Source organism: Mesorhizobium sp. B2-1-3A, from assembly GCF_006442655.1.
Taxonomy (GTDB): Bacteria; Pseudomonadota; Alphaproteobacteria; order Rhizobiales; family Rhizobiaceae; genus Mesorhizobium.
Map to the genome: position 1 here is coordinate 681,649 of NZ_VFWK01000001.1, position 25,096 is coordinate 706,744.

The following is a 25,096-nucleotide window of genomic DNA, read 5'->3' on the forward strand; positions in this document are numbered from 1 at the left end:
ACCGATTCCCCCTCTTCCTTCGTCTGCGTTGACCCAGTCACGAAACAAAAACAGCCCGGGCGTTTGTGCGCCCGGGCTGGATTTCACCTGTAAGGAACCAGCCCTTAGAAGGAGCGCTGGAAGCGGACGATGCCGCCGAGGTTGCTCTTCTTTTCGGCGTGAGCCCAAACCGACGCGTTGTCGATAGAGCCCTGACCGACGCGCTGGTAGTCCACTTCCGCCGTGACGTTGAAGCCGGGGACGATGTCATAGGAGATGTTCGCGGCAACGCCGAGATTCTTCCAGTCATCATACGAAACCTGAGCGTTGAACGAGGTCTTCTCGTTGAACTTGTAGGTGCCACCGCCCCACACTGCCCAGTTGCCACCCCAGATCTTGTACATGCCGCGACCGAACGCCGGGACGACGTTGTTGGCATTGTCGTTGAGGTTGTCGTCGGTACCATAGCCGCCCATGACCCAAAGCGACAGTTCGTTGGAAACGTTCACATCCAAGCGGACCTTGCCGGCAACTTCTTCGTAGTTGCTGTCATAAGCGACGACGCCCGTGATCGCGCCCCAGCCCTGCGTCCACTTCACGCCACCAACGACATGCGGGACATAGCTGTCGATCGTACCGACGTTGCCATAACCTTCTTCGAGCGAGACCACGGCCGAGAAGCCGTTGCCGGCATCGAAGTAGTACTGCACGACGTTGGTGTCGAAACCGCCGTAGGGAACGATCGTATCCTGGATCACGTTGCCGGCGTAGCCGATGAACGTATCGAAGGCCGATTCGTCCTTACCGACGCGGAGACCACCGAGCTGGATCCAGGCGAAGTTCAGCGAGATACCCGAGTTGGTAGCACCGGCATTGTACGATTCGGTGTACGGATTGTAGCTTGCGCGACCGCTGTTGCGGGTATTGCCGAAGTTGAAGCGGGTCTCGGTGTAGGTCTTCAACGTGCCGAGTTCCGTTTCCTGGCCCGTCCAGGTCTTCAGCGTGAAGCGCGCGTTCTTCTTCCAGGTGCCCTGGTCCTTGCCGTTCTGCACGTCGGTAGCGCGAGCACCGTCGAACGTGCCGATATCGCCAGCGCCGATGTCGTAACGGACATAGCCGCCGATGCGCAGGCAGGTCTCGGTGCCGGGGATGTAGAAGTAGCCAGCGCCGTAGACGTCGCAGATCTTGACGTATTCAGCGGGTTCCGGCTCGGCGACGACGACGGCGTCGGCGGCGCGCGCACCGGAAACTGCGATCAGGGCCGCAGCGGAGCCGAGAAGAAGGCTCTTGATGTTCATTTTCTGACCTCCAGTCAAAAGTTAAAAAACGGGTCTGGGTATTCTTTGCTGAAGGACAGCGTTCCCTGCCCCATCCCCACTACCGAAAAAGATGCGCACCGCGCCGCTCCTTCGAACTCGACATTACCCATGAGGCGGCGGCGTTCAACAACGATCGTACCGGCGAAAGGGCTGTTCGGCTGCTATCCCCTGGCGTTGTTGCACAAATGACACGATTTGGCCTCACTCAGAAAGCTCTCGTTAACCATCAGGCTCGCCGCAACCGCTTATTTCCTGCCGAATCCGGCAATCGGCCGACGGAATCAAGGCAAGGCCTGGAGTCGCCGGCCAGGGATTTGCCGTAGAACCGCCGCACCTTGCGCAGGCAGCAGCTCGGTACGCTCTTATTTTTCCATATAATGACTTCTTTTCCGAGATAATGGCTGGGGGCTTGTTGATTGTGCCCGCGCTTTTCTTTATCCAGCGGCGCAACGGAGAGGTGGCCGAGTGGTCGAAGGCGCTCCCCTGCTAAGGGAGTAGAGGTCAAAAGCTTCTCGTGGGTTCGAATCCCATCCTCTCCGCCACCCTGCCTCGCGCTGCCGCGCCGCGCCGATATTTTCCCAGCAATAACAGACAGATGACCCAGCGCTTGGCCGTTCCGGCGGCAGCGTCAGGGCCGTTACAGGCCTTTATTTCGTTCGATTCTGACTGGAGGTCAGAAAATGAACATCAAGAGCCTTCTTCTCGGCTCCGCTGCGGCCCTGATCGCAGTTTCCGGTGCGCGCGCCGCCGACGCCGTCGTCGTCGCCGAGCCGGAACCCGCTGAATACGTCAAGATCTGCGACGTCTACGGCGCTGGCTACTTCTACATCCCCGGCACCGAGACCTGCCTGCGCATCGGCGGCTATGTCCGTTATGACGCCGGCTTTGGCGATGTCGGCACGTTCACCGGCGCTCGCGCCGACGACGTCGTCACCGGCAAGAACCAGGGGACGTGGTACAAGGACGCTCGTTTCACGCTGAAGACCTGGACCGGCCAGGAAACCGAACTCGGCACGTTGAAGACCTACACCGAAACGCGCATGAATTTCCAGAATCACCCCCTGGACAACGGCGACGCTAATGACGCTTCCAACAGCTTCGACCAGCACTTCGCCTGGATCCAGCTTGGCGGCCTGCGTGTAGGCTTGGACGAATCGGCATTCGACACGTTTGTCGGCTACGCCGGCAACGTCATCAACGATACCATCGTCCCCTACGGCGGGTTCAAGACCGGTGTCGTTCAGTACTACTTCGACGCCGGCAACGGCTTCTCGGCGATGGCCTCTCTCGAAGAAGGCTCGGGCGGCGCCTCCCAGGAGCCAGGTGTTTCTTATGGTTATGGTCGCTCCACGATCGACAGCTATGTTCCGCATGTCGTCGGCGGTCTGAAGTATACGCAGGGCTGGGGTGATATCGTCGGCGTCGTCGCCTATGACAGCAACTACGAATACGTCTCGGGCAAGGTTCGCGTGGATGTGAACATTTCCAGTGCACTGTCACTGTTCGGCATGTTCGGTTACGCCAGCGAGGGAAAGCTTAACGACAACAACCCCAACAACCTCCCTGTCCCCCCCCTCGGTAGCTCCTTTGCTAACGGCCGCGGTTTCTACAAGCCGTGGGGCGGTAACTGGGGCTTCTGGGCCGGCGGCACCTACAAGTTCAACGAGAAGACGTCGTTCAACCTCCAGGTGTCGGGTGATCAGTGGAAGGACTATGGGGTTGCGGCAAACATTGCCTACACCGTCGTTCCCGGCTTCACGGTCACGCCCGAAGTTGACTACCAGCACGTTGGTTCGGGCGCCATTAACGCCGGCAACGTTTGGGCTGGCGCGGAAAAGAAGAACGCCGTCGGCGCTATCATCCGCTTTCAGCGCGATTTCTAAGACCAGATATTTCTGGGGAGACAGGAGAACCCGGCGGGCAACCGCCGGGTTCTTTTTTCGTTCTGATGCATGCCGTTGTTCCAACACCGCTGCGCACTTTGGGCGACATGCATCAGCAATAGTCAGGGTGCACAGTGCTGCATTCGGCAGCCGGAATCGCGGTGCCACTTGCTAGAGCACTTCACCGTTTCAATGAAACGGCGAATTGCTCTAACTCTTTGTTTTAAGCAATTCGGAACGCAAAACCGCTCACGCTTTTCCTGGAATTGCTCCAGGTCGCAGACATACCGTCAGCCACCGTTCGCTTCGATGAACCACCGTAAACGTTCGCAATTGGCTTAAGCCCCACAGCTTCGTCCATCCTTGGGCGGAGCGAAGACCCAAGGATCCATGCATGACTTTTGCCGAGGAGTGCGGAGGAGCAAGTTCTGCACTGCGGCGACGCTCTCAGGTCACGGCAAGGATCTCAGGTCAAGCCAGGTCAAATTCGAGGATGAAGACAGTGCATTGGTGTCGCATTGGCGATTCTACCAAGCGCCGAACCAGCCTATGAAGCGCGTCGCGATCTTTCAGACTCGCTTCTGCGCTTAGCTCTTTGACATGCCTAGGCCTGGGAACTAAAGCTCAAACGTCAGCGAGGTCGCCCAACGCTTCAATCAAAGGCTGGATCTCACTTTCGTAATTCTTCCAGCGCTTCACGGACGATTTGTACATCGGCTGACGAACCTGCCAGCGGCTGGGCGTGGTGACCGCCCCTTCCCTGTCGAAGAAGCGTAGGCATGCGTTATCCCAAGGCAGGCCGAGATAATCGATGAGCCGGCGCGACTGCGCGTCTTGATCCTCTACAAGCGTCTCATAGCGATTTTCAAAGATACGACCCGGGAAAACCTCGTTCCAGTGACGCATCAAGCGGTCATATTCTCGATAGTATAGGCCAAGTGCCCGCAGGTCTGTATTGTAGCTGTGTGCCGAACTGAAAGGCAGGACAAAGCATGACACGCAGTTGTCGATGGCATCCCGGCGGCAGTGAATGATGCGGGCATTGGGAAAGAGCAGGGTGAGCAGGCCGATCAATTCGAAATTGTGCGGCATTTTATCGATGATTCGGTGCGCAGCCGGAGCGCGCTCCCTCAGATAGGAAAGATGCTCTTCAGCCAACGTCTTGGACAAGCCTTCGGTGACCGTCATGATCGGCTTGTTGAAATCAAAAGCCGAGGGGTTCAGACCGATCGCGTTCGCTACCCGCCTTAGTTTGCTAAGCTCTCCAGCGCCATGAACGTCGGGATGACTGGCGCATATTTGTTCGGTCAGTGTCGTCCCCGAGCGCGGCATCCCGACCACGAACACAGGCGCTTCGGAAGGGTTCCCGTAGCTGGACCTTGCAGCAAACAGATCCGGCGTGAAGGTTTCAATGGTCAGATCCACGAAACGACGATACTGATCGATGTCGAACTTGTGGCCGTCGGCCTGTTTCGCCTTGTTGAAATGGTCGAACGCCTCGGCGTAGCGCTTGAGGTCGTTCAGCACCTTACCGGCTGCGTAATGCAAATTCTGCACGGCCTCCGATTTAAGTCGTGGACCGTCGAGTTCGCGAAGGATCGATTGGAGTTCCGCAGGCTCTTCGGTAAACTTTCGGCTCTGCACGAGGTCGTAATAAGCCGCGGCCACGTCAACGCGGTGTTCGATCGCCTCCTTAAGATAGGCGCCGGCCTCGTCCATGCGCCCAAGGCCGGTGAGCGCGGCAGCCATTCCGATCCGCGCCTTGGGGTGATCGCGGTTGATTTTCATCGCCTTCTCATAAAGCGGCAAGGCCAGGTCGGGTTTGTCGAACTGGACATAAACGCGCCCCAGGGCACACAGGGCCTCTACAAGATCGGGTTGCAACTCCAGGGCATACCGCATGTGTTTGATCGCGGCTGAAAATTCGCTCAGCTTGCCATAGGCCTCACCGAGGCTAAGATGATAAAAGGGGTTTCTAGGCTCCTCACCGACAGCGCGTGCGAAATAACGCAGAGCCGCCTCGTCGTCGTAACCTAGATAGACGGTGCCCATGATGTAGAACGCCAGCGGATGGTTTGGCGTGCGCGCCAGAACCTGCAGACATAGGTCCTGAGCCGCATCAAGCCGCTTGGCCTGCTGATGCTCATAGGCTTGCTTCAGCAGCAATTCGTCAGCCTGTGCGCGCGCAAACGAATTTGTTTTCGGCAGGTTTGCCTGTCCTGGAGTTGCCTGTGGCAATCCAGGTTTCGGCGCAGCACCGGACTTGAGGTGTTTGGACCAGGCAGGCGGCAGACGATTGTTCATGGTCGCTGGCTAGCAAAAAAAGCCTATCGAATCCAGACAAAATGGACCTGTCCAGCGCTTGCGCGCACCCACTCCACCACGCTAGCAAGAAGACCCCTTTTCATGCGAGCTTCCGTCATGCGTCTGCGCCCTCCTCTCTCGCCGCTTATCGCCGCGCTTCCCTCGACCGTGCCGTTTGTCGGACCCGAAGCACAGGAGCGCGAGCGCGGGCGAGCCTTCCGCGCCCGTATCGGTGCCAATGAGAGCAGTTTTGGCCCTTCGCCGCGTGTCATTGCCCGCATGGCCGAGATAGCTCGCGACATGTGGATGTATTGCGATCCAGACAATTTCGACCTGAAGGTCGCGGCTGCCGCGCATCACGACGTGGCGGTCGAGAACGTCGTTGTCGGCGAAGGCATAGACGGCCTGCTCAGCCTTGTGGCGCGCATGTATGTGGCGCCTGGCGACGCGGTGGTCACCTCGCTCGGCGCCTATCCGACCTTCAACTTTCATGTTGCCGGCGTCGGCGGGCGGCTGATCACGGTTCCCTATGAAAATGACAAGGAAAGCCTGGAGGGTTTGCTCGCAGCGGTCATCAGGGAAAAGGCGCCGCTGGTCTACCTGTCCAACCCGGACAATCCGATGGGCAGCTGGTGGGAAGCAGACGAGGTGATCCGCTTCATCGAGGCGCTGCCGCAGGCCACCATGCTGGTGCTCGACGAGGCCTATGGCGAATTGGGGCCGGCCTCGGCCCTGCCGCCGATCGATGTCTCGCGGCCGAATGTCATCCGCATGCGAACGTTTTCAAAGGCTTATGGACTTGCCGGCATACGCTGCGGCTACGCGATTGCGGAGGCCCAGGTAATCCGCGACTTCGAGAAGATCCGCAACCACTACGGCGTCAGCCGCATGGCGCAGGTCGCCGGCGTCGAGGCGCTCGCCGACCAAGCCTATCTCGAGACCGTGGTGGCGCGGGTGGCTGCCGGCCGCCGCCGCATCGCTGATATCGCCGAGCAGAACGGATTGAAGCCCTTGGCCTCGGCGACCAATTTCGTCACCATCGACTGCGGGCATGATGGCGCCTTCGCGCTGAAAGTACTGCAGGGGCTATTGTCGCGCGATGTATTCATCCGCAAGCCGATGGCGCCAGGGCTCGACCGCTGCATTCGCGTCAGCGTCGGCCTCGATCACGAACTGGATATTTTCGCCGAGGAATTGCCCGGCGCGCTGGCCGCGGCGCGAGGGAATTAGGCAATTTCGCCGCGCTCGGAATCCGTCGCGCCACCGAGCAGCCTCCTGACACGTGCCAGCATGTCCGACAACTCGGCGGCCTCCTCGTCGCCCAGGCCCGTGGTCAAGCGGATAAGGTCGCGATCCGCTGCCGACTGAAGTTCGGCAAGCGCGGCGCGGCCGTGTGCGGTGAGCGAGAGGACGTGCCGACGCAGGGTGTCAGGACCGGCACGCGTTTCGATCAAGCCGGCGGCGGAGAATTTTCGAAGGATTCTGACAACATAGGCAGGATCCAGCTGGAGATCCCGGGCGATTTCGGATGCCGCTGGCGCGAAATCGAGTTGAAACACCCGCGCCAGGAAGCCTGCCTTGCCGCCAGGGTTGGCGGCAATAAGGCTGGTCCGGTGCCCCAGTTCGAACAGTATCCGCGCCTCGGCCAGCGTATAGGCACTGTGGGTCAAGGTTTCGTCGAGCAGCCCAATCAGGCCGGTATAGAAACGGTTGAAGCGCCTAAGGTCGCTGACCAAGGCATTCCGATCGGTCGGCATGTCTGGCGCCCCTGAAGATTTCTACATCGCCGGATCATCGCAATAAAGTTGACCAAGTCAATTATTTATTGGATGAAGTCATCTATCTTCCGGACGAAACACGGCTCGACAATTCGAAAGACTCCTCCCCTCAAACCAGTTGCCTTCGTTCGATCCTGCGCCAGACTCAATGCAAGGAGCGAGCCATGAAAGACCGGAGAAGGGCAGTGCGGGCGCGTGTCCACGGCAAGGTGCAAGGCGTCGGCTACAGGATCTGGACGCGAGGCGAAGCGACAGGGCTTGGCCTGATGGGCTGGGTGCGCAACGAAAGAGACGGATCGGTAACGGCATGGCTGACCGGCACGGATACGGCGGTTTCGGCCATGATCGAGCGGCTTTGGCACGGCCCGCCGGGTGCCGCGGTCCACCAGATCGACATAGAGGAACTCGAGAGTTGGATTGCGCCTGGAGACTTCAGGGTTGTCGCATAGACGGGCTCCAATAGAGCCTCTTGAATTAATTGAACGTTCGTTTTATTATTGTCTAAAGAGGCGATCATGGCGCGTACCACAGGATCCGATGGCGAGCGAACGGAGGCGGCGGTCCGCGAGGCGGCGGTCAACCTGATCGCACGCTATGGCTACGAGGCGATGTCCATGCGGCAGCTGGCCGCCGAAGTAGGCGTGCAGGCGGCCGCGCTCTACCGCTATTTCCCGACCAAGGAAGACCTGCTGTTCACGCTGATGCGCGAGCACATGGAAGGGCTTCGCGAAGCCTGGGAAAACGCCCGGCCAGCCGGCGCCGATCCGGCGGAGCAGCTTGCGGCCTATGTCCGCAACCACATCGCTTTCCATATCGAGCGCCGCCACGCCACGCATGTGTCGAACATGGAATTGCGCAGTCTGTCGCCCGACAGGCTGACACAGATCCTGCGCATGCGCACGGCCTACGAAAAGGAGCTGCGCACCATCCTGCGCGATGGCGCCGAGGCCGGCGCCTTCGCGATCGAGGACACCGGCCTGACGGCCATGGCGCTGATTCAGATGATGACCGGCGTCATCGTCTGGTTCCGGCCCGGCGAGCGGCTTTCGGTGCCTGAAGTAACGGCGACATATCTTTCAATGACAATGCGGCTCGTCGGCGCGAAGATCGCTGACAGCGCCGCGCGTCCATCGGACGCGCAAAGGATGCTGTCCCACTTTGATTTTCGCGCATGATCCTTTCCGAAAATCGAAGTCGATTTTCTGGGTCATGCGCCACGGAGGAGAAACATGTACACGAACACGCTCAGCTTCGGGCATGACGGGGACATCGAGGCGCTGCGCGACATGGTGCGGCGCTTTGCCCAGGACCGGATCGCGCCGATCGCCGGCGACATCGACCGCGACAACGAATTTCCGGCGCATCTGTGGCGCGAGTTCGGCGCGCTCGGCCTGCTTGGCATAACGGCAGATCCCGATTTCGGTGGCAGCGGCATGGGTTACCTCGCCCATGTCATTGCCGTCGAGGAGATCTCACGTGCCTCCGCGTCGGTCGGCCTCTCCTACGGCGCCCATTCCAATCTCTGTGTCAACCAGATCAACCGCTGGGCAACGCCGTCGCAGAAGGAGAAATTCCTGCCACCGCTGTGTTCGGGCGAACGTGTCGGCGCTCTGGCGATGTCGGAATCCGGCGCCGGCTCCGACGTCGTCTCCCTCAAGCTGCGCGCCGAAAAACGCAATGACCGCTATGTGCTCAACGGCACCAAGATGTGGATCACCAACGGCCCGGATGCCGAAACGCTGGTCGTCTATGCCAAGACCGATCCGGAACGGAAATCGCGCGGCATCACCGCCTTCATCGTCGAGAAGGCGATGGCAGGGTTTTCCGTGGCGCAGAAACTCGACAAGCTCGGCATGCGCGGCTCCAACACCGGCGAGCTGGTGTTCGAGGATGTCGAAGTGCCATTCGACAATGTGCTGCATGAGGAAGGGCGCGGCGTCGAGGTGCTGATGTCGGGCCTCGACTATGAGCGCACGGTGCTTGCCGGCGGCCCCATCGGCCTGATGGCGGCGTGCCTTGACGTGGCGATCCCTTATGTGCACGAACGCAAGCAGTTCGGCCAGCCGATCGGCGAGTTCCAGCTTGTGCAAGGCAAGCTTGCGGACATGTATACGGTGATGAACGCCTCGCGCGCCTATGTCTATGCCGTCGCCGCCGCCTGCGATCGCGGCCAGACCACCCGCAAGGACGCCGCCGGCTGCGTTTTGTTCGCGGCCGAAAAGGCGACGCAGATGGCGCTCGACGCGCTACAGCTGCTTGGCGGCAATGGCTATATCAACGACTATCCGACCGGCCGGCTGCTGCGTGACGCCAAGCTCTACGAGATCGGCGCCGGCACCAGTGAGATCCGGCGCTGGCTGATCGGCCGCGAGATCATGGCGGAAGGGGTCTAGCATGGCCGTCCTCCAGACGCAGATATCGCCCTCCTCCGACACCTTTCGTGCCAATGCCGAACGCATGCGCGGACTGGTCGCCGACATCGCCGAAAAAGCCGCCGTCGTCGAGCGCGGCGGCTCTGAGGAGGCACGCGAGCGCCACATCTCGCGCGGCAAGCTGTTGCCGCGCGAACGTCTCGCGCAATTGCTCGATACTGGCTCGCCTTTCCTCGAGATCGGCCAGTTCGCGGCATGGTCGATGTATGGCGAGGAAATTTCCTCGGCCGGCATGATCGCCGGCATCGGCCGCGTCGAAGGCACCGAGGTGATGGTCGTCGTCAACGATGCCACGGTGAAGGGCGGCACCTATTATCCGCTGACGGTGAAGAAGCATCTGCGCGCGCAGGAGATCGCGCTGCAGAACAATCTGCCCTGCATCTACTTGGTCGACAGCGGCGGCGCCAATCTGCCCAACCAGGACGAAGTGTTTCCGGACCGCGAACATTTCGGCCGCATCTTCTACAACCAGGCCAACATGTCGGCGGCCGGCATCCCGCAGATCGCCTGCGTCATGGGTTCCTGCACGGCCGGCGGCGCCTATGTGCCGGCTATGTCGGATGAGACGATCATGGTGCGCAACCAGGCGACCATCTTCCTCGGCGGCCCGCCGCTGGTGAAGGCGGCCACCGGCGAGGATGTCAGCGCCGAGGATCTCGGCGGCGCGGACGTGCATACCAGGCTTTCCGGCGTCGCCGACCATTATGCGATGGACGACGAACATGCGCTCGCCATCTGCCGTCGCATCGTCAAAAACCTGAATCGGAACAAGACTGTAAGCCTGAGCTTACAGAAATCGATTCCACCACTTCATTCGACGGATGAACTCTACGGCGTCGTGCCCACCGATCTGCGTCAGCCTTATGATGTGCGTGAGGTGATCGCGCGCCTTGTCGACGGCTCCGAATTCAACGAGTTCAAGCAGAACTACGGCACGACGCTGATCACCGGCTTTGCCCATCTCCACGGCATGCCGGTCGGCATCATCGCCAACAATGGCGTCTTGTTCTCCGAAAGCGCGCTGAAGGGCGCGCACTTCATCGAACTGTGCTGCCAGCGCAGGATCCCGCTGGTCTTCCTGCAGAACATCACAGGCTTCATGGTCGGTCGGAAATACGAAGCGGGCGGCATCGCCAAGGACGGCGCCAAGCTGGTGATGGCGGTTGCCACCGCCAGGGTTCCGAAGGTGACCGTCATCATCGGCGGTTCGTTCGGCGCCGGCAATTACGGCATGTGCGGACGTGCCTACTCACCGCGCTTCCTGTGGATGTGGCCGAATGCCCGCATCTCGGTGATGGGCGGCGAGCAGGCGGCGACCGTTCTTGCCATGGTCAAGCGCGAGGGCATCGAGCGCAAAGGGGGCGAATGGAGCGACGAGGAGGAAGCAAAATTCAAGAAGCCGATCCTGATGAAATACGAGCATGAGGGCCATCCGCTCTACTCGTCCGCCCGCCTCTGGGATGACGGCATCATCGATCCGGCAAAGACGCGCGATGTGCTGGCGCTCAGCCTTTCGGCGGCGCTCAATGCGGAGATCGAGGACACGCGCTTCGGCGTGTTCAGGATGTGAGATGAGCAAGGCGCTGGACAGGATCCGCATCCACACAGGCGACATCACGAAGCTGGATGTCGATGCCATCGTCAATGCCGCCAATTCGTCGCTGCTCGGCGGCGGCGGGGTCGATGGCGCCATCCATCGCGCGGCGGGCCGCGAGCTCGAGTTCGAATGCCGGATGCTGAACGGGTGCAAGGTCGGCGACGCCAAGATCACCAAGGGTTACAAACTGCCGGCTCGACATGTCATCCACACGGTCGGGCCAGTCTGGCAAGGCGGCGGCAGAGGCGAAGCCGAACTGCTGGCCTCCTGCTATGTCAGATCGCTTGAGCTCGCGGCCGCCAATGATTGCCGCACTGTGGCATTCCCCGCGATTTCGACCGGTGTTTACCGCTACCCGAAAGATAAGGCGACCGACATCGCTGTCGGGACGATCGGCACGTTCATCGACGAGAAAAACATGCCCAAGACTGTCATCTTCTGCTGCTTCGATGAACAAACGGCGGAACTATCGGCTCGCCGTTGCTGCGCTTCGGGAGGCCTGAACTGTATGGACCAATCGATTCATCAGCATAGCCAAACTCGAATCCCCGCCAACGAACTGGCGGCAAGGCAAAATGTTCGCTACTGCTTGTTCTGCGTAATACAATGGGGACAGGGCGAAGATGATGCTGAAATATCACCGGGGTACAGCTGCCTCGACACTTGCAATCCTGCTAATATTCTCAACGACTGCCGCCAGCCCGGCCGGATCGCTGGCAGGCAGCAGGGGCGACGTGCGTTACCCAATAAATATTCCAGTGGGGACCACCGGAGGCTGCGGCAAGATCTATGCAGCGTATCTCGCAGCCGCGGGCCATTCGGCCTTCGCGGCGACGCCAATCGTTCCGGCGAGCGAGTACTTCATTTGTGGCGCGAAGCTAAATGCACCGTCACAGAAGGCGGCCGAGGAACTGGCGCTGAAATCCTGTCAGGCCAGCAAGAGCAAATACAAGGTGACCGTCGCTGGCGGCTGCAGTCTCGCCGCGTCCAAATAGGCTGGAAGGCGCGCGGTTTTTCTCTTTGGGGGAAGCAGAATGAAATCCACGAATTCCAAGCGACCAGCCATCGCGATACTGGCCGGGTTGTTCATGATCGCCTGGTCCGGCATCGGCGTGGCCGGCTCGCTGGCGGGAAGCGAGGGAGACAAGCGGTTCCCGCCGGCTTTGAATGGCGACCCAAAGTCGCCATGCACCAAGGCGTACAAGGCCTATGTAGCGGCCAGCGGCCATTCGGCTTACGCCACCACGCCGTATTCCAGGGTAGTCTCGCTGTACATCCTGTGCGGCACACGGCTGAATGCACCGTCGCAAAAGGTGGCGGAAGAGCTGGCGATGAAATCCTGCCTGGCCACACGTGCGCACTACAAGGTGACGAACGGCGGCGCCTGCGAGATCGCCGCTTCGAAGTAGGCCGGCGCCTGCCAGAATGGCGCCGCCCGCCACAAACCCGGGAGGCTCCATGTTCGCCAAGATCCTGATCGCCAATCGGGGCGAGATCGCATGCCGTGTGATTCGCACGGCCCGCAAGCTCGGCGTGCACACGGTCGCCGTCTATTCGGATGCCGACGCGAAAGCCCTGCATGTCGAGATGGCCGACGAGGCTGTTCATATCGGCCCCTCCCCTGTCGGCGAGAGTTATCTGCGCGGCGACAGGATTGTCGCGGCGGCGCTTTCGACCGGGGCGCAGGCCATCCATCCCGGTTACGGATTCCTGTCGGAAAATCCCGATTTCGTCGACCAGGTGGTGGCGGCGGGGCTCACCTTCATCGGCCCGTCGGCGGCCTCGATCCGCGCCATGGGACTGAAGGACGCCGCCAAGCGGCTGATGGAGAAAGCCGGCGTTCCCGTCGTTCCGGGTTATCATGGCGAGGCGCAGGAGATCGTGCTGCTTGCGTCCAAGGCGCGCGAGATCGGTTATCCCGTGCTGATCAAGGCGCGCGCCGGCGGCGGCGGCAAGGGCATGCGGCGGGTCGAGCATCCCGATGATTTTTCCGAGGCGCTGTCCAGCGCCCGGCGCGAAGCAAAGGCTGCTTTCGGCGACGACCGCGTGCTGGTCGAGAAATATGTCGACAAGCCCCGGCACATCGAAGTGCAGGTGTTCGGCGACAATTTCGGCAATGCCGTGCATCTCTATGAACGCGACTGTTCGGCACAACGCCGCCACCAGAAGGTGATCGAGGAAGCACCCGCCCCCGGTATGACGCCGGCTTTGCGCAAGGCGATGACGGAAGCGGCTGTGAAGGCCGCAAAGGCGATCAACTATTCCGGCGCCGGCACCATCGAATTCATCGTCGATGCCTCGCAGGGCCTCAAGGCCGACCGATTCTGGTTCATGGAAATGAACACCCGCCTGCAGGTCGAGCATCCCGTCACCGAAATGGTCACCGGCACCGATCTGGTCGAGTGGCAGTTGCGGGTCGCCAGCGGCGAAAAGCTGCCGAAGTCGCAGAGCGAGATCGCGCTTGCCGGCCATGCCTTCGAAGCGCGCATCTATGCGGAGGACGCGGCAAAGGGGTTCCTGCCGGCTACTGGCACGCTGCATCATCTGAAATTTCCCGTAACGGCACCCGACGCGGCCACGATGCGCATCGAGACCGGCGTACGGGCCGGCGATGCCATCTCGCCCTACTACGACCCGATGATCGCGAAGCTGGTCGTCCATGCAAAGGACAGGCAAGCCGCGCTCGAAGCACTCGGCACAGCGCTGTCGCAGACCGAAATTGCCGGCTCCACCGTCAACACCGCCTTTCTTGCCGCCCTCGCCGCCGATCCGGACTTTTGCGCTGGCGACGTCGACACCGGCCTGATCGGCCGACATCAGGCGGCACTGACCGAGCTCGCGCCGCCAACCGGCGAAATCATCTCGGCAGCCGCCCTTGCCGCGTCCGGCGCAGGACTATCGCCGGCGTCGAACGACCCGTGGTCTTCGCTTTCCGGCTATGCGCATTTCCACGACGTGGCGCGGCGCACGCGGTTGAAGTTCGGCGACGACGATATTCTGGCAAAGGTTTCGGTGCGGCCGGACGGGCGTTTCCAGGTAGCGCTCGGTGCGCCCTACGACAGCGCCAATTCGCATGATTTTCGTGCCGCTCCACGCCTCGCCCGCTGGCCAGGCCACATCACGGTGTTCGAAGGCGCCATCGGCTATACTTTCGCGGTGCCCGACCCGCTGGCACGCAGCGATGACGCGGCGGCGGCATCCGGCAGCCTACGCGCGCCGATGCCGGGTCTGGTCAAGCTGGTGCGCGCGGCAAAGGGCGATGCGGTGATAAAGGGACAAGCTCTCCTGATCCTCGAGGCGATGAAGATGGAGCACACCATCGCCGCCCCGCATGACGGGGTGATTGCCGAAATCGCCACGGAAGGTGCGCAGGTCACCGACGGGACGGTGCTGGTGCGGTTCGTCGAGGAGCAGACCGCCTCGGCCGCCGCCGCGGGCTGATACAGCGAGCGCATCGCCGACCGCAAAACAAAATGGCCGGGGTTCGCCCCGGCCATTTCTCTGGATTATCGCCTCAGATTACTGCGCGATCGGCGCGTACTTGCCGTCGTGCCACTGGTTGATGTCGTAGCTGGCGTTCTTGAGGTCGCCCTTCTCGTCGAAGGTGACGTCGCCGACAACGGTGCTGATCGGCGTGCCGTTCTTCAACGCTTCGGCAACCTTGGCCGGATCGTCGCTGCCGGCACGCTTGATGCCTTCGGCGAAAGCCTGGACCACGGCGTAGGAGAACAGCGTGAAGCCTTCCGGCACGAAGCCGCCGGCCTTGATCTTCTCGACGGCGGCCTTGGCCTCCGGCTTGGCCTGCGGATCCGACGGGAAGACGAACATGGTGCCTTCGCCGGCCGGGCCAGCAACCTGCCAGAACTCCGGCGAGGCAATCGAATCCGGCATGATCAGCTGGAACTTCAGGTTCTGTTCGGCCGACTGGCGCAGGATCAGGCCGGCTTCAGGATGGTAGCCGCCGAAATAGACGACGTCGGCCTTGAGATCCTTGAGCTTGGTGACAAGAGCGGAATAGTCCTTCTCGCCGGGATTGATGGCGTCGTAGTAGACTTCCTTCAGGCCACCGGTGTTCATAGTTGCCCTGACAGCGTCAGCCACGCCCTGGCCGTAGGCACTCTTGTCGTGCAGGATGACGACGTTCTTGCCGGCATACTTCTTGGCGATCCACGGGCCGATGAAGGCGCCCTGTGCATCGTCACGCGTATAGAGGCGCATGATCGTCGGCCAGCCGGCCTTGGCGGCCGCGTCGGTCAGCACCGGGTTCGAGGAAGCCGGGCTCATCATCAGCGCGCCGGCTTCGGCATAGACGGCCGAGGCCGGAATGCTCGATCCTGAGCAGGCATGCCCATCGATGAACTTGACGCCGTTGGCGACGATGCGGTTGGCGACCGACACTGCCTGCTTGGGATCGCACTGGTCATCCTCGATGTCGAGCTTGATCATCGAACCGTTGACGCCGCCCGCAGCATTGATGGCATCGGCGGCGGCCTGTGCGCCCTGCTTGAACTGATCGCCGATGGTGGCGAGCTGTCCGGTCATCGGGCCAACCACCGAAACGGTGATGTCGTCGGCGAATGCGACCGGGGCACTCATCATCAGGCCGAAAATGGCCGCGCTCAAAATACTCATTTTTTTCATTGCAATAGAACTCCTCCACTCACGCGCGGCCGCCCCGGCCGCGCTTCTTCCAGAGAGGCGGGACAATTTCATCCTTCATCGGGCCTGTCTAGGCGCATTGACGCCGCTCGATTGGGCCTGGGAGGCCTCATCCACGCAAAAAAGCCACGCCAGCCTTGTTCCGGCCGGTCATGGCTTTTTTGCCTGTCGGGCTGTTTCCCCAGCGCCCCCGCGCCGCAAACCCCAACTTGGCCGTCCCTGTCTTTCCTGTTGACCATGATCTTGGCCGAAAACCGGATTCCACTTTCCGGGATCATGGTCCGTCGTACGGCTTGACCTATTCGCCTGCCGCCTTCTTGTTGTTGGCCTGTGGCCCGGCTGTCTGCGCAGCCTTGTCCCTGTTGTGGCCCGACCGTCTTTGAGCGATCTGGACCCGAGCTTTCCCGCCTGGCGGAAACCTAGTGCATGGTCATCCATTCGCGGGCTTCGCGCAGCGCCCTGGCAATCTCGACCTTCGACATGGCCGCCGACAGTTCCGAGCGCAATTCCGCGGCGCGGGCCGACCCCTTGATGGCGGCAATGTTGAACCATTTGTGGGCGGCAACGACGTCGGTCTCGCAGTCGCGGCCGGTCGCATACATCATGCCCAGTTCGAAAAGAATGTCGGCCTGGGCAGTTGCCCCCATGGCGCCGAAACCTGCTTCAAGCATTTCAAAACGTGCCATTTTAGTCCCCTGTCTGGCTCCCGAGAGCTGCCTCCGTTTGTCTTGTCCGGGCCGCTCTTTCGATGCTTTCGAGAATGCCGCTCAGGCTTGAATCCGTCGTTAAATGGCGTGCTTAATTTGAGGAAAACAAAGCTAAAACAAGAGGTAAACGCGGAAATTCGTTAAGGATACGAAGCCAGTGTTTCAGCCGATTTTCGCTAAATTTGACGAAAATTTTCCGGGCTTGGATCAACACTCCGCTAACCACGGGAAACAAACACGATGCGCCGGTCGTTTTCATTTCCCTCCGCGACGACGCGAATCAGGCGCTTTCAGAATCCCAAAGCCTTCCGTCGCGGCACCGCTTTTGTTTTGGCGGGAGCTGGATTAGCTTACGTTTGCGTAAACGGCAGACCGGCGAGGCGGAGCATCCGGCCGGCCATCCAAAGGGAGGAAGACATGTTTCGAAAAGTGAGCCTGGCCCTTGCAGCCACATTGATCATGGCGGGAACGGCGTGGGCCGATCCGATCGAGGGCAACTGGAAGACGCAAGCCGGCGACACCGCGGCCATTTCAGGCAGCGGCTCGTTTTCGATCACGCTCAAGTCGGGCAAATATGCCGGCAAGACCATCGGCTCGCTCAAGGCGGCCGGCGACAACAAATATGCCGGCAGCATCACCGACCCGGCAAACGACAAGACCTATTCGGGCAAGGCGACGTTGTCGGGCACCTCGCTCAAGATGAGCGGTTGCGTGCTCGGCGGTCTGATCTGCAAGAGCCAGACCTGGCACAAGCTCTGATCGACCATATCCTTGGGACATGATGACGGGGCCTGGCAGGCCCCGTTTTCGTTTCATCGGCGGGCCGAGCACCGGTGCCATTGCCCTGCCTCCGTTGGCCGTATCAGGCCGGCAGCGACCGGATCAGATCCCGTCAATCATTTTGAACCGCAGATGAACGCCGGCATCAGAGCCGGTTCAGAGGCGTTGGGGCATTCTCCTGCGTATTGAAGGAGACACCACCCGATGCTTGCTCGCCGCTTCACCATCGTCTGCCTGCTGATGAGCCTGTTTGGAATGTTCTTCGCCATCCTCGTCGCCGAAGCGGGCCGTTCCCCCCGCTCCTGGGACGAAGCCAGTTCCAGGACATGCCGCCTCGCCTGCCCCACCCACCTTCGCAACTGAACCAAAGAAACCAGACCTCGAAAAGAAAAGCTCAGACATCATGAACCGCATCGCCGCCAACGCACTCAAGACCCTTCGGCTTCTGCCGCGGGCGGCGCTTATCCTGATGGTCCTGGCCGCTCCGGTCCTGGCCGTGCCGATGATGCGCGCCGATGCCGGCTCGACGATCGAGGCTCCGGCCCTGAAGAAGTCCGGCGTCGGCTTCGTCCTGCTGGTCAGTCTGCAGCGGGGATAAAGAAAAATGGCGCTTTGGGCGCCTTCGACAGCCACACCCCTCCCAACCGCTCGTCCGAGTCTCTATATTGAGCCATGGAAAAGCGAATCTACCCTCAAGCCATCGAATCTGTGGTCATGCCGGAGGCTTTTGGCCGGCAAAGCTTCGACAATGCCGCGAAAGCGGTCGCGGCACTGCAGCTGCTTTATGACCGCAACACCAAGTTCCTGCGCGATTCCTTCGCCGCTTTGGCCGCCGGCGGCGACAGCAGCAAGCGCTACCGCGCCTTCTATCCCGAGATCGGCGTCACCACGAGTTCGTTCACCCAGGTCGACTCGCGCCAAGCCTATGGCCATATGCCGACGCCCGGCCATTTCGCCACCACGATCACGCAGCCGCACTTGTTCGAGAACTACCTGATCGAACAACTTCGCCTGATCATGCGCAACCACGGCGTGGCGGTCACTGTTTCGGAATCGACCACTCCCATTCCACTGCATTTCGCCTTCCTGGAGGGAACTTACGTCGACGGCGCCGCCGCGGAGCGCATCAAGCGGCCGATCCGCGACCTGTTCGACGTGCCGGACCTCGACGGCACCGACGATCAGATCGCCAACGGCACGTTCGAAGTGGCCTTCGGCGAACCAAGACCGCTAGCCCCATTCACGGCGCAGCGTATCGACTACTCGCTGCACCGCATGACGCACTACACGGCGACCAGCCCGCAACATTTCCAGAATTTCGTGCTGTTCACCAACTACCAGTTCTACATCGACGAGTTCGGCGCCCGCGCCCGCGACCTGATGGAGAAGGGCGGCGGCGGTTATGTGGAATTCGTCGAGCCGGGCAATGTCGTGACCAAGGCCGGACAAAGTGCGCCGAGCGAAGGCGTTGGACCACAGCGTCTGCCGCAGATGCCGGCCTATCACCTGAAAAAGGCGAACCATGGCGGCATCACCATGGTCAACATCGGTGTTGGCCCTTCGAATGCCAAGACGATCACCGACCATATTGCCGTGCTGCGGCCGCACGCCTGGGTGATGCTCGGCCATTGCGCCGGACTGCGCAACACCCAGGCGCTTGGCGACTATGTGCTGGCGCATGCCTATGTGCGCGAGGACCACGTACTGGACGACGATCTTCCGGTCTGGGTGCCGATCCCGCCGCTGGCCGAGATCCAGGTGGCACTGCAGGAGGCGGTTGCCGAAGTCACCGGCCTGTCGGGCTACGATCTCAAGCGCATCATGCGCACCGGCACGGTCGCCACCATCGACAACCGCAACTGGGAACTGCGCGACCAGCGCGGGCCTGTGCAGCGCCTGTCGCAGTCGCGTGCCATCGCGCTCGATATGGAATCGGCGACGATCGCCGCCAATGGCTTCCGCTTCCGCGTGCCCTACGGCACGCTGCTGTGCGTGTCCGACAAGCCACTGCATGGCGAGTTGAAACTGCCAGGCATGGCGACCGAGTTCTACAAGCGGCAGGTGGCGCAACACCTGACCATCGGCATCAGGGCGATGGAGAAGCTGGCCGAGATGCCGATGGAGCGGCTGCATTCGCGCAAGCTCCGGAGCTTTTCGGAAACAGCGTTCCAGTAGGTGGCCGCAGCGCCTCGGCGAGGCAATTCGTCGTCTTGCTCAAGCCGCAATTGGACCGCTAAGCAGATTGAACGGATCGTCAGGCGGCATTCAGCAGACACGACCTCAATGACAACAGGCGCGCGCTTGAAAATGACGGCTGGGTTGGCATTCCTGGCGATGACGGCACTGTCGGCCGTGCTGTTGGCCGGGTTCTTCGGCACGCTGCATCCCGCTTTCGATTCGTTCTCGCATTTCCGCATTCACCTCAGCGTGCTCATGGCGCTTCTGGCACTGCCGCTGCTCGCCAGCTCGTTTCGGCTGCAAGCGGCAGCGGGGCTGCTCTTTGCCATCGCCTGCCTGGCCACGACGGCAAGCGCCCTGCCGAGACTTTGGCCGCAGCCCGCGGTTGCCAAGCCCGCCGATCAGGCCGTCTACAGCCTGCTGCAGATGAACCTGCGCTTCAACAACCCGACACCGAAGAAAGTGCTCTCGCTGATCGGCCGCACCAATCCGGACGTGATCACCCTCGACGAAGTGTCCGGCATGTGGACGACCGAGCTTGGCTACATCACCAGCGCCTATCCCTACCGTATCCTCTGCCCTTACCCGAACGGCATGTTCGGGGTGGCGTTGCTGTCGCGCCGGCCGTTTGCCGCCGACACCGCACCGCGTTGCGAGCCGCGCGGCGCGATGGCGACCGCCACCATCGACTTCGGCGGGATCGGGGTCGACGTCGCCGCGATCCATTTGAGCTGGCCGTGGCCGAAGGAGCAATACTGGCAGATTGGCGAACTGGCGGAACCACTGGCCGGGCTCGGCGAGACAGCGATCATGGCCGGCGATTGCAACGCCGTGCCGTGGAGCGCGGCGGTGCGGCGGGTTGCTGCTCTCGGCAGGCTGACCGTCATGCCGTCGGCCGGACCGACCTGGATCCACCGGACACTGCCCGACTTCCTGCGCCGCTATGCAGGCCTGCCCATCGACCAGGTGTTCAGCAAGGGCGGACTGACGATCCTGTCTTCGACGCGGTTGGAGGATACCGGCTCCGACCACCTGCCGGTGCTGGTCGAGTTCACGTTAAGGCCTGGCGACAAGCAGCCTGAAAATGATCACGCCACGGCGCTCGCGGCGAACGGCTCTCAAAACAAGCCGCAGGGCTGATCCCGTCATCCCGAGCGAAGCAGAACGGCGCCTGTGTCCTCGGTGCTCATCAGTCAAGCTTGGTCAGCGCGTCGACAAGATGCTCGACATGGCCGCCGCCACGATGCTCGCGGGCGTCGAAAGCGTTCTGCTTGGCTTCGTATTCGGCATAGGTGGCGTTGATCCGCCGCCTCGCCTCGAGGTGCGTGCCCGTGCAGAACCAGTTGTCCCGACGCTCCAGGCCGGCAAGCGCGGTCTCGGTGGCCCGCATCATCCGCATCGCGATGCGGCCATGCGTGTGCTCGTGCCTGCGGACGCCAGCCATGAACCCGTCCCAGCGCTTGCGCAGCCCGGGGCTTGCCGGCGAGAGCCGTCGCGGGAAGGTGTAGGTCAGGTCGAGCTTGCCGTTGGCCTGCCGCAGACGACAGATCCCATCCTGGCGGCTGATATCGAGATCCCAATGCACCGTGTAGCCGGTTTCGGCGATGGCGCGTGTCATGTAGCCGTGCTTCGGTCCCAGCCGGTCCATGGCCTCCACGAGGGCGGCCCCGGTCTTTCCGGCAACGTCATAGGTACGGACATGAACAATGAGCTTTGTGTCCGCCGACGCGGCTGACACACAGGACAGCACACAGGCCGCGGCGAGCATCGTCAGGCTGGTCAGGCGCATGTCCGCATCCTTTGTCGGTGGCCGAGAAGACCACACTCGGCCAGACGCTTCAACGGGCCTGAGCAAAGTCCCAGTCTCGCGAAGGCGACAAACAGACCGGCGCCGTTCACATGTCCGGTATTTTTCCGCCGGATCGAGGGCCTGTCGGCGCGCGGGTCACATGCCCTGGTAGACTGGCCCCTCGCCGCCCTGCGGCGGCACCCAGTTGATGTTCTGGTTCGGGTCCTTGATATCGCAGGTCTTGCAGTGGACGCAGTTCTGCGCGTTGATGACGAAGCGCACGTCTTTCGCCGCCGGATCGGCGGCGGCATTGCCATCCTTGTCGACCCACTCATAAACGCCTGCCGGGCAATAGCGTGTCGATGGTCCGGCAAAGACATCATGCTCCGAGCGCTTCTGCAGCTCCATGTCGCCGACCAGCAGGTGGACCGGCTCGTTCTCTTCGTGATTGGTGTTGGATAGGAACACCGAAGACAGGCGGTCGAAGGTCAGCACGCCATCAGGCTTCGGATAGGCGATCTTCTTGTGCTTGGCGGCGGGCTCGAGCGCGGCATAGTCGGCCTTGCCGTGCTTCAGCGTGCCGAAGGGCGAGATGCCGAACAGCGTGTTCAGCCACATGTCGAGGCCCCCGAGGCCGATGCCGACAACGGTACCGAACCGCGACCACAGTGGCTTGACGTTGCGCACCTTCTTCAGATCCTTGCCGATGTCGGTCGCGCGCCAGGCTTGCTCGTAGGTGGAAAGCTCATCATTGGCACGGCCCGCGCCAATCGCCTCGGCGACATGCTCGGCCGCCAGCATTCCCGACAGCACTGCATTGTGGGAACCCTTGATGCGCGGCACGTTGACGAAGCCCGCGGCACAACCCATCAGCGCGCCACCGGGGAAGGACAGTTTCGGCACCGACTGCCAGCCACCCTCGGTGATGGCACGCGCGCCATAGCCCAGCCGCTTGGCGCCCTCGAAGGTGCCTGCGATCGCCGGATGCGTCTTGAAGCGCTGGAACTCCTCGAATGGCGAGAGATAGGGGTTCTTGTAGTTGAGGTGGAGGACGAAGCCGACCGCCACCTGATTGTCCTCGAGATGGTAGAGGAAGGAACCGCCGCCGGTCTTCATGTCGAGCGGCCAGCCGAAGGAATGCTGCACCAGGCCCGGCCGATGGTTCTCCGGCTTGACCTGCCAGAGCTCTTTCAGGCCGATGCCGTATTTGCCGGGCTCGCGGCCGTCGGAAAGCTTGTATCTGGCGATCAGCTGCTTGGCGAGCGAGCCACGTGCGCCCTCGCCGATCAGCACATATTTGCCCATCAGCGCCATGCCCGGCGCAAAGCCCGGGCCATGTGTGCCGTCCTTCTCGACGCCCATGTCGCCAGTGACGACGCCGGTGACGGCGCCTTCCTCATTGTAGAGCAGTCCGGCGGCGGCAAAGCCCGGATAGATCTCGACGCCAAGCGCCTCGGCCTTGGTTGCCAGCCAGCGGCAGACATTGCCGAGCGAGACGATGTAATTGCCGTGATTGTTCATCAGCGGCGGCATCAGGATGTTGGGCAGACGGAAAGAGCCGGCGGGGCCGAGCACCAGGAAATGGTCCGCCGTGACCGGGGTCTTGAAAGGATGACCTTCTTCCTCGCGCCAACCGGGCAGCAGCCGATCGATGCCGACAGGATCGACGACGGCGCCGGAGAGGATGTGGGCGCCGACCTCGCCGCCCTTTTCCAGCACGACGACGGAAAGCTCGGGATTGACCTGCTTGAGGCGGATGGCCGCGGCAAGGCCGGCCGGACCGGCGCCGACGATGACCACGTCGAATTCCATGCTCTCGCGTTCGATATCGCTCATCAACCCCTCCGCACTGGCTTGCCGCTGTTGCGTATCTTGCTGGCTCCTGCGCTGCATAGCGCATCAATTGGCGACAGGAAACCGGCGCATACGTGACAATGCGGATTTGGCCAAAAAGTCGCGCATTCCGCCGGATAATAGCCCTCAGCGCCCCGCGAGAACCGCGGTCCCCGCGTTTTTTAATTGTTCGACGGCTTGCTTATCGGCCATACTTCCCGCCATGCGCATTCCTGGGCCAGCCGGCTTTCCTTCAACGCGCTTTGTTTTGACGCCCGGCCGGGCCTGCCGGGCGATTCTTTTGGCCCTTCTGGCGTCGGCGCCGGGGCATGCCGCCGCGGACGAGGTGAAAGTCTGGGCGACGGGCGCCTACTCCTTCTCCGACGAGTTCGGCGGCTTCCGCATCACCGGAGCCTCAGGCATCGGAACCAAGGACGATCCGCTGGTCATAACGGAAGAGCTGAATTCAGCGACACCGGTGACGCTGACCATCCGTACCACCAAGCCGATCCAGACATTCGGCAAGGCGGGCGAGTTCGCCAACGGCATCATGTATATGCGCATCGACGTGCTCAACAACAGCGGCCAGGCCTGGATCGAATTCCAGTTCGAGCTTCAGGAGATACTGGACCAGCCGAGCGTGTTTGGCGACGGGCTTTCGTTCGACCAACGCAACAAGACGCCCGACAACATCTGGTCCAGCAATTTCGCCGATTTCGACCGCGACTTCGAACCCTACGACCGGTTGCTGTTCAAGAACGGCAAGGTCGATCCGCTGAAAACCGCCAGCTTCGAGTTCCTGATGACCGACTACACGCCGCGCTGGACCTTCTATCTGGTGCAGGATCCGCGCATCCCGACGGGATAGGGCGAGCGGCCGGCCTTGCAAATTGCAGCCACGCGGACGAATGTGCGCGCCATGACTGCCGCGTCCCCCAACAGCCCGACCGATATTGCCGACATCCTGGCCTTCTACGCCAGCGCCGGCGTCGATGAGGCGCTGGAAGACGCCCCGGTGAACCGCTTCGCCGAGGCGGCGCCGAGGCCTGTGGAGCGCACGCCGGCGCAGATGCCCCCCCCTCGCGAGGACAGGGCGCCGGAGCGGCCCGCCACATCATCCGGGTTGGATGCAAGCAAGGTGCCGGATGCGCCGGCGCGCACCGTGCCCTCCGCCATACCCGACGAGGCGCAGGCCGCTCTCGCCCGGCAAATGGCGGCAAGCGCCTCGACATTGGAAGAGCTGCGCCAGCACATGGCCGCCTTCGACGGCTGCAATCTCAAGGCCACCGCCAAGAATCTCGTATTTGCCGACGGCAACCCGGAGGCCGCGGTCATGCTGGTCGGCGAAGCACCCGGCCGCGACGAGGACATTGAGGGGCTGCCCTTCGTCGGCCGTTCGGGCCGGCTGCTCGACCGCATGCTGGCCGCGATCGGGCTCGACCGCACCTCGGTCTACATCGCCAACGTCATTCCCTGGCGGCCGCCGGGCAACCGCACGCCGACCCCGCACGAGACCGAGATCTGCCGGCCGTTCATCGAGCGCCAGATCGAGCTGGTCAATCCCAAGGTCCTGGTCAATCTCGGCGGCCCGTCGGCCAAGACCTTGCTCAACACTTCGGAAGGCATTTTGCGGCTGCGTGGCAACTGGCGCGTCCACACCACGGCCTCGGGTACCGCCATTCCGGCCATGCCGACGCTGCATCCGGCCTATCTGTTGCGGACGCCGGCGCACAAGAAGCTGGCATGGCGGGATTTTCTCGAGGTGAAGGCGAAGCTGCGGTCACTCTCCTAGATCGAGATGACGCTTGATTGAAGCGTTCCCACTTTTCGGGATCATGCTCTGGCGATAACCTCGCGG

23 protein-coding genes, 1 tRNA gene and 1 pseudogene are annotated in these 25,096 nt (G+C 61.9%); 18 read left to right on the forward strand and 7 right to left on the reverse strand.

Annotated features, from left to right (window positions below):
* Nucleotides 1-104: 104 nt before the first annotated feature.
* Nucleotides 105-1,277 (reverse strand): porin, encoded by a 1,173-nt coding sequence (locus FJ977_RS03470; protein ID WP_140768562.1) that lies wholly within the window; start codon nt 1,275-1,277, stop codon nt 105-107.
* 472 nt (nt 1,278-1,749) lie between these two features.
* Between FJ977_RS03470 and FJ977_RS03475 the strand changes: the two genes are divergently transcribed.
* Both FJ977_RS03475 and FJ977_RS03480 read left to right on the forward strand, forming a co-directional pair.
* A tRNA-Ser gene (locus FJ977_RS03475) sits at nt 1,750-1,840 on the forward strand.
* A gap of 138 nt (nt 1,841-1,978) precedes the next feature.
* Nucleotides 1,979-3,181 carry a porin gene (locus tag FJ977_RS03480; protein WP_140768564.1) on the forward strand — a complete coding sequence of 401 codons (1,203 nt, stop codon included), beginning with the start codon at nt 1,979-1,981 and terminating at the stop codon, nt 3,179-3,181.
* 624 nt (nt 3,182-3,805) lie between these two features.
* Here FJ977_RS03480 and FJ977_RS03485 read toward each other — a convergent pair.
* A complete protein-coding gene (locus FJ977_RS03485; protein WP_140768566.1) occupies nt 3,806-5,485 on the reverse strand; it encodes a sulfotransferase in 1,680 nt (559 codons plus the stop codon).
* A gap of 117 nt (nt 5,486-5,602) precedes the next feature.
* Here FJ977_RS03485 and FJ977_RS03490 point away from each other — a divergent pair, with 117 nt between their 5' ends.
* Nucleotides 5,603-6,715 (forward strand): pyridoxal phosphate-dependent aminotransferase, encoded by a 1,113-nt coding sequence (locus FJ977_RS03490; RefSeq protein WP_140768568.1) that lies wholly within the window; start codon nt 5,603-5,605, stop codon nt 6,713-6,715.
* Here FJ977_RS03490 and FJ977_RS03495 read toward each other — a convergent pair.
* Entirely contained in the window at nt 6,712-7,242 is a 531-nt protein-coding gene (locus tag FJ977_RS03495; protein ID WP_140768570.1) for a MarR family winged helix-turn-helix transcriptional regulator, read from the reverse strand. The two genes, FJ977_RS03490 and FJ977_RS03495, sit on opposite strands and share 4 nt — an antisense overlap.
* Before the next feature lie 185 nt (nt 7,243-7,427).
* On the opposite strand from FJ977_RS03495, the gene FJ977_RS03500 reads away from it, so the two are divergent.
* From FJ977_RS03500 to FJ977_RS03535, 8 genes and pseudogenes are all read left to right on the forward strand, one after another.
* On the forward strand, nt 7,428-7,712 hold the full coding sequence (locus FJ977_RS03500) for an acylphosphatase (protein WP_140768572.1): 285 nt from the start codon (nt 7,428-7,430) through the stop codon (nt 7,710-7,712).
* Between the two features lie 66 nt (nt 7,713-7,778).
* Nucleotides 7,779-8,438 (forward strand): TetR/AcrR family transcriptional regulator, encoded by a 660-nt coding sequence (locus tag FJ977_RS03505; protein WP_140768574.1) that lies wholly within the window; start codon nt 7,779-7,781, stop codon nt 8,436-8,438.
* A 54-nt stretch (nt 8,439-8,492) separates the two neighbouring features.
* Nucleotides 8,493-9,656, forward strand: a complete 1,164-nt coding sequence (locus FJ977_RS03510; protein WP_140768576.1) for an isovaleryl-CoA dehydrogenase — start codon at nt 8,493-8,495, stop codon at nt 9,654-9,656.
* Nucleotide 9,657: 1 nt separating this feature from the next.
* Nucleotides 9,658-11,265 (forward strand): carboxyl transferase domain-containing protein, encoded by a 1,608-nt coding sequence (locus FJ977_RS03515; RefSeq protein ID WP_140768578.1) that lies wholly within the window; start codon nt 9,658-9,660, stop codon nt 11,263-11,265.
* Between the two features lies 1 nt (nt 11,266).
* A pseudogene (locus FJ977_RS03520) lies at nt 11,267-11,761 on the forward strand (O-acetyl-ADP-ribose deacetylase); the annotation flags it as partial.
* Nucleotides 11,762-11,915: 154 nt separating this feature from the next.
* Nucleotides 11,916-12,287 (forward strand): hypothetical protein, encoded by a 372-nt coding sequence (locus tag FJ977_RS03525; protein WP_140768580.1) that lies wholly within the window; start codon nt 11,916-11,918, stop codon nt 12,285-12,287.
* Nucleotides 12,288-12,326: 39 nt separating this feature from the next.
* The gene (locus tag FJ977_RS03530) at nt 12,327-12,701 is read left to right on the forward strand and encodes a hypothetical protein (RefSeq protein WP_181179555.1); all 375 of its coding nucleotides are present in this window, start codon (nt 12,327-12,329) and stop codon (nt 12,699-12,701) included.
* A 49-nt stretch (nt 12,702-12,750) separates the two neighbouring features.
* On the forward strand, nt 12,751-14,733 hold the full coding sequence (locus tag FJ977_RS03535) for an acetyl/propionyl/methylcrotonyl-CoA carboxylase subunit alpha (RefSeq protein WP_140768582.1): 1,983 nt from the start codon (nt 12,751-12,753) through the stop codon (nt 14,731-14,733).
* Nucleotides 14,734-14,811: 78 nt separating this feature from the next.
* Here the strand turns inward: FJ977_RS03535 and FJ977_RS03540 are convergent, their stop codons facing one another.
* Nucleotides 14,812-15,933, reverse strand: a complete 1,122-nt coding sequence (locus FJ977_RS03540; RefSeq protein ID WP_027046653.1) for a branched-chain amino acid ABC transporter substrate-binding protein — start codon at nt 15,931-15,933, stop codon at nt 14,812-14,814.
* 437 nt (nt 15,934-16,370) lie between these two features.
* Nucleotides 16,371-16,637: a sel1 repeat family protein gene (locus tag FJ977_RS03545; RefSeq protein WP_115145099.1), complete on the reverse strand. Its 267-nt coding sequence runs from the start codon at nt 16,635-16,637 to the stop codon at nt 16,371-16,373.
* 438 nt (nt 16,638-17,075) lie between these two features.
* On the opposite strand from FJ977_RS03545, the gene FJ977_RS03550 reads away from it, so the two are divergent.
* The 5 genes from FJ977_RS03550 (at nt 17,076) to FJ977_RS03565 (ending at nt 20,756) form a co-directional block, all read left to right on the forward strand.
* Nucleotides 17,076-17,417: a DUF2147 domain-containing protein gene (locus tag FJ977_RS03550; RefSeq protein WP_140768584.1), complete on the forward strand. Its 342-nt coding sequence runs from the start codon at nt 17,076-17,078 to the stop codon at nt 17,415-17,417.
* A 225-nt stretch (nt 17,418-17,642) separates the two neighbouring features.
* Nucleotides 17,643-17,801: a hypothetical protein gene (locus FJ977_RS35685; RefSeq protein WP_167334910.1), complete on the forward strand. Its 159-nt coding sequence runs from the start codon at nt 17,643-17,645 to the stop codon at nt 17,799-17,801.
* Between the two features lie 40 nt (nt 17,802-17,841).
* Nucleotides 17,842-18,036, forward strand: coding sequence for a hypothetical protein (locus FJ977_RS03555; protein WP_056563514.1), 195 nt, complete (start codon nt 17,842-17,844; stop codon nt 18,034-18,036).
* 116 nt (nt 18,037-18,152) lie between these two features.
* Nucleotides 18,153-19,613, forward strand: a complete 1,461-nt coding sequence (locus tag FJ977_RS03560) for an AMP nucleosidase (RefSeq protein ID WP_246682808.1) — start codon at nt 18,153-18,155, stop codon at nt 19,611-19,613.
* Between the two features lie 132 nt (nt 19,614-19,745).
* On the forward strand, nt 19,746-20,756 hold the full coding sequence (locus tag FJ977_RS03565; protein WP_181179558.1) for an endonuclease/exonuclease/phosphatase family protein: 1,011 nt from the start codon (nt 19,746-19,748) through the stop codon (nt 20,754-20,756).
* Between the two features lie 49 nt (nt 20,757-20,805).
* Here the strand turns inward: FJ977_RS03565 and FJ977_RS03570 are convergent, their stop codons facing one another.
* Both FJ977_RS03570 and FJ977_RS03575 read right to left on the reverse strand, forming a co-directional pair.
* Complete coding sequence (locus FJ977_RS03570) at nt 20,806-21,405, reverse strand: DUF922 domain-containing protein (RefSeq protein ID WP_140768590.1); 600 nt, start codon at nt 21,403-21,405, stop codon at nt 20,806-20,808.
* Nucleotides 21,406-21,561: 156 nt separating this feature from the next.
* Complete coding sequence (locus FJ977_RS03575; protein WP_140768592.1) at nt 21,562-23,241, reverse strand: electron transfer flavoprotein-ubiquinone oxidoreductase; 1,680 nt, start codon at nt 23,239-23,241, stop codon at nt 21,562-21,564.
* A 220-nt stretch (nt 23,242-23,461) separates the two neighbouring features.
* On the opposite strand from FJ977_RS03575, the gene FJ977_RS03580 reads away from it, so the two are divergent.
* Entirely contained in the window at nt 23,462-24,106 is a 645-nt protein-coding gene (locus FJ977_RS03580) for a hypothetical protein (RefSeq protein WP_140768594.1), read from the forward strand.
* Between the two features lie 51 nt (nt 24,107-24,157).
* Entirely contained in the window at nt 24,158-25,030 is an 873-nt protein-coding gene (locus FJ977_RS03585; protein WP_181179561.1) for a uracil-DNA glycosylase, read from the forward strand.
* Nucleotides 25,031-25,096: the final 66 nt, after the last annotated feature.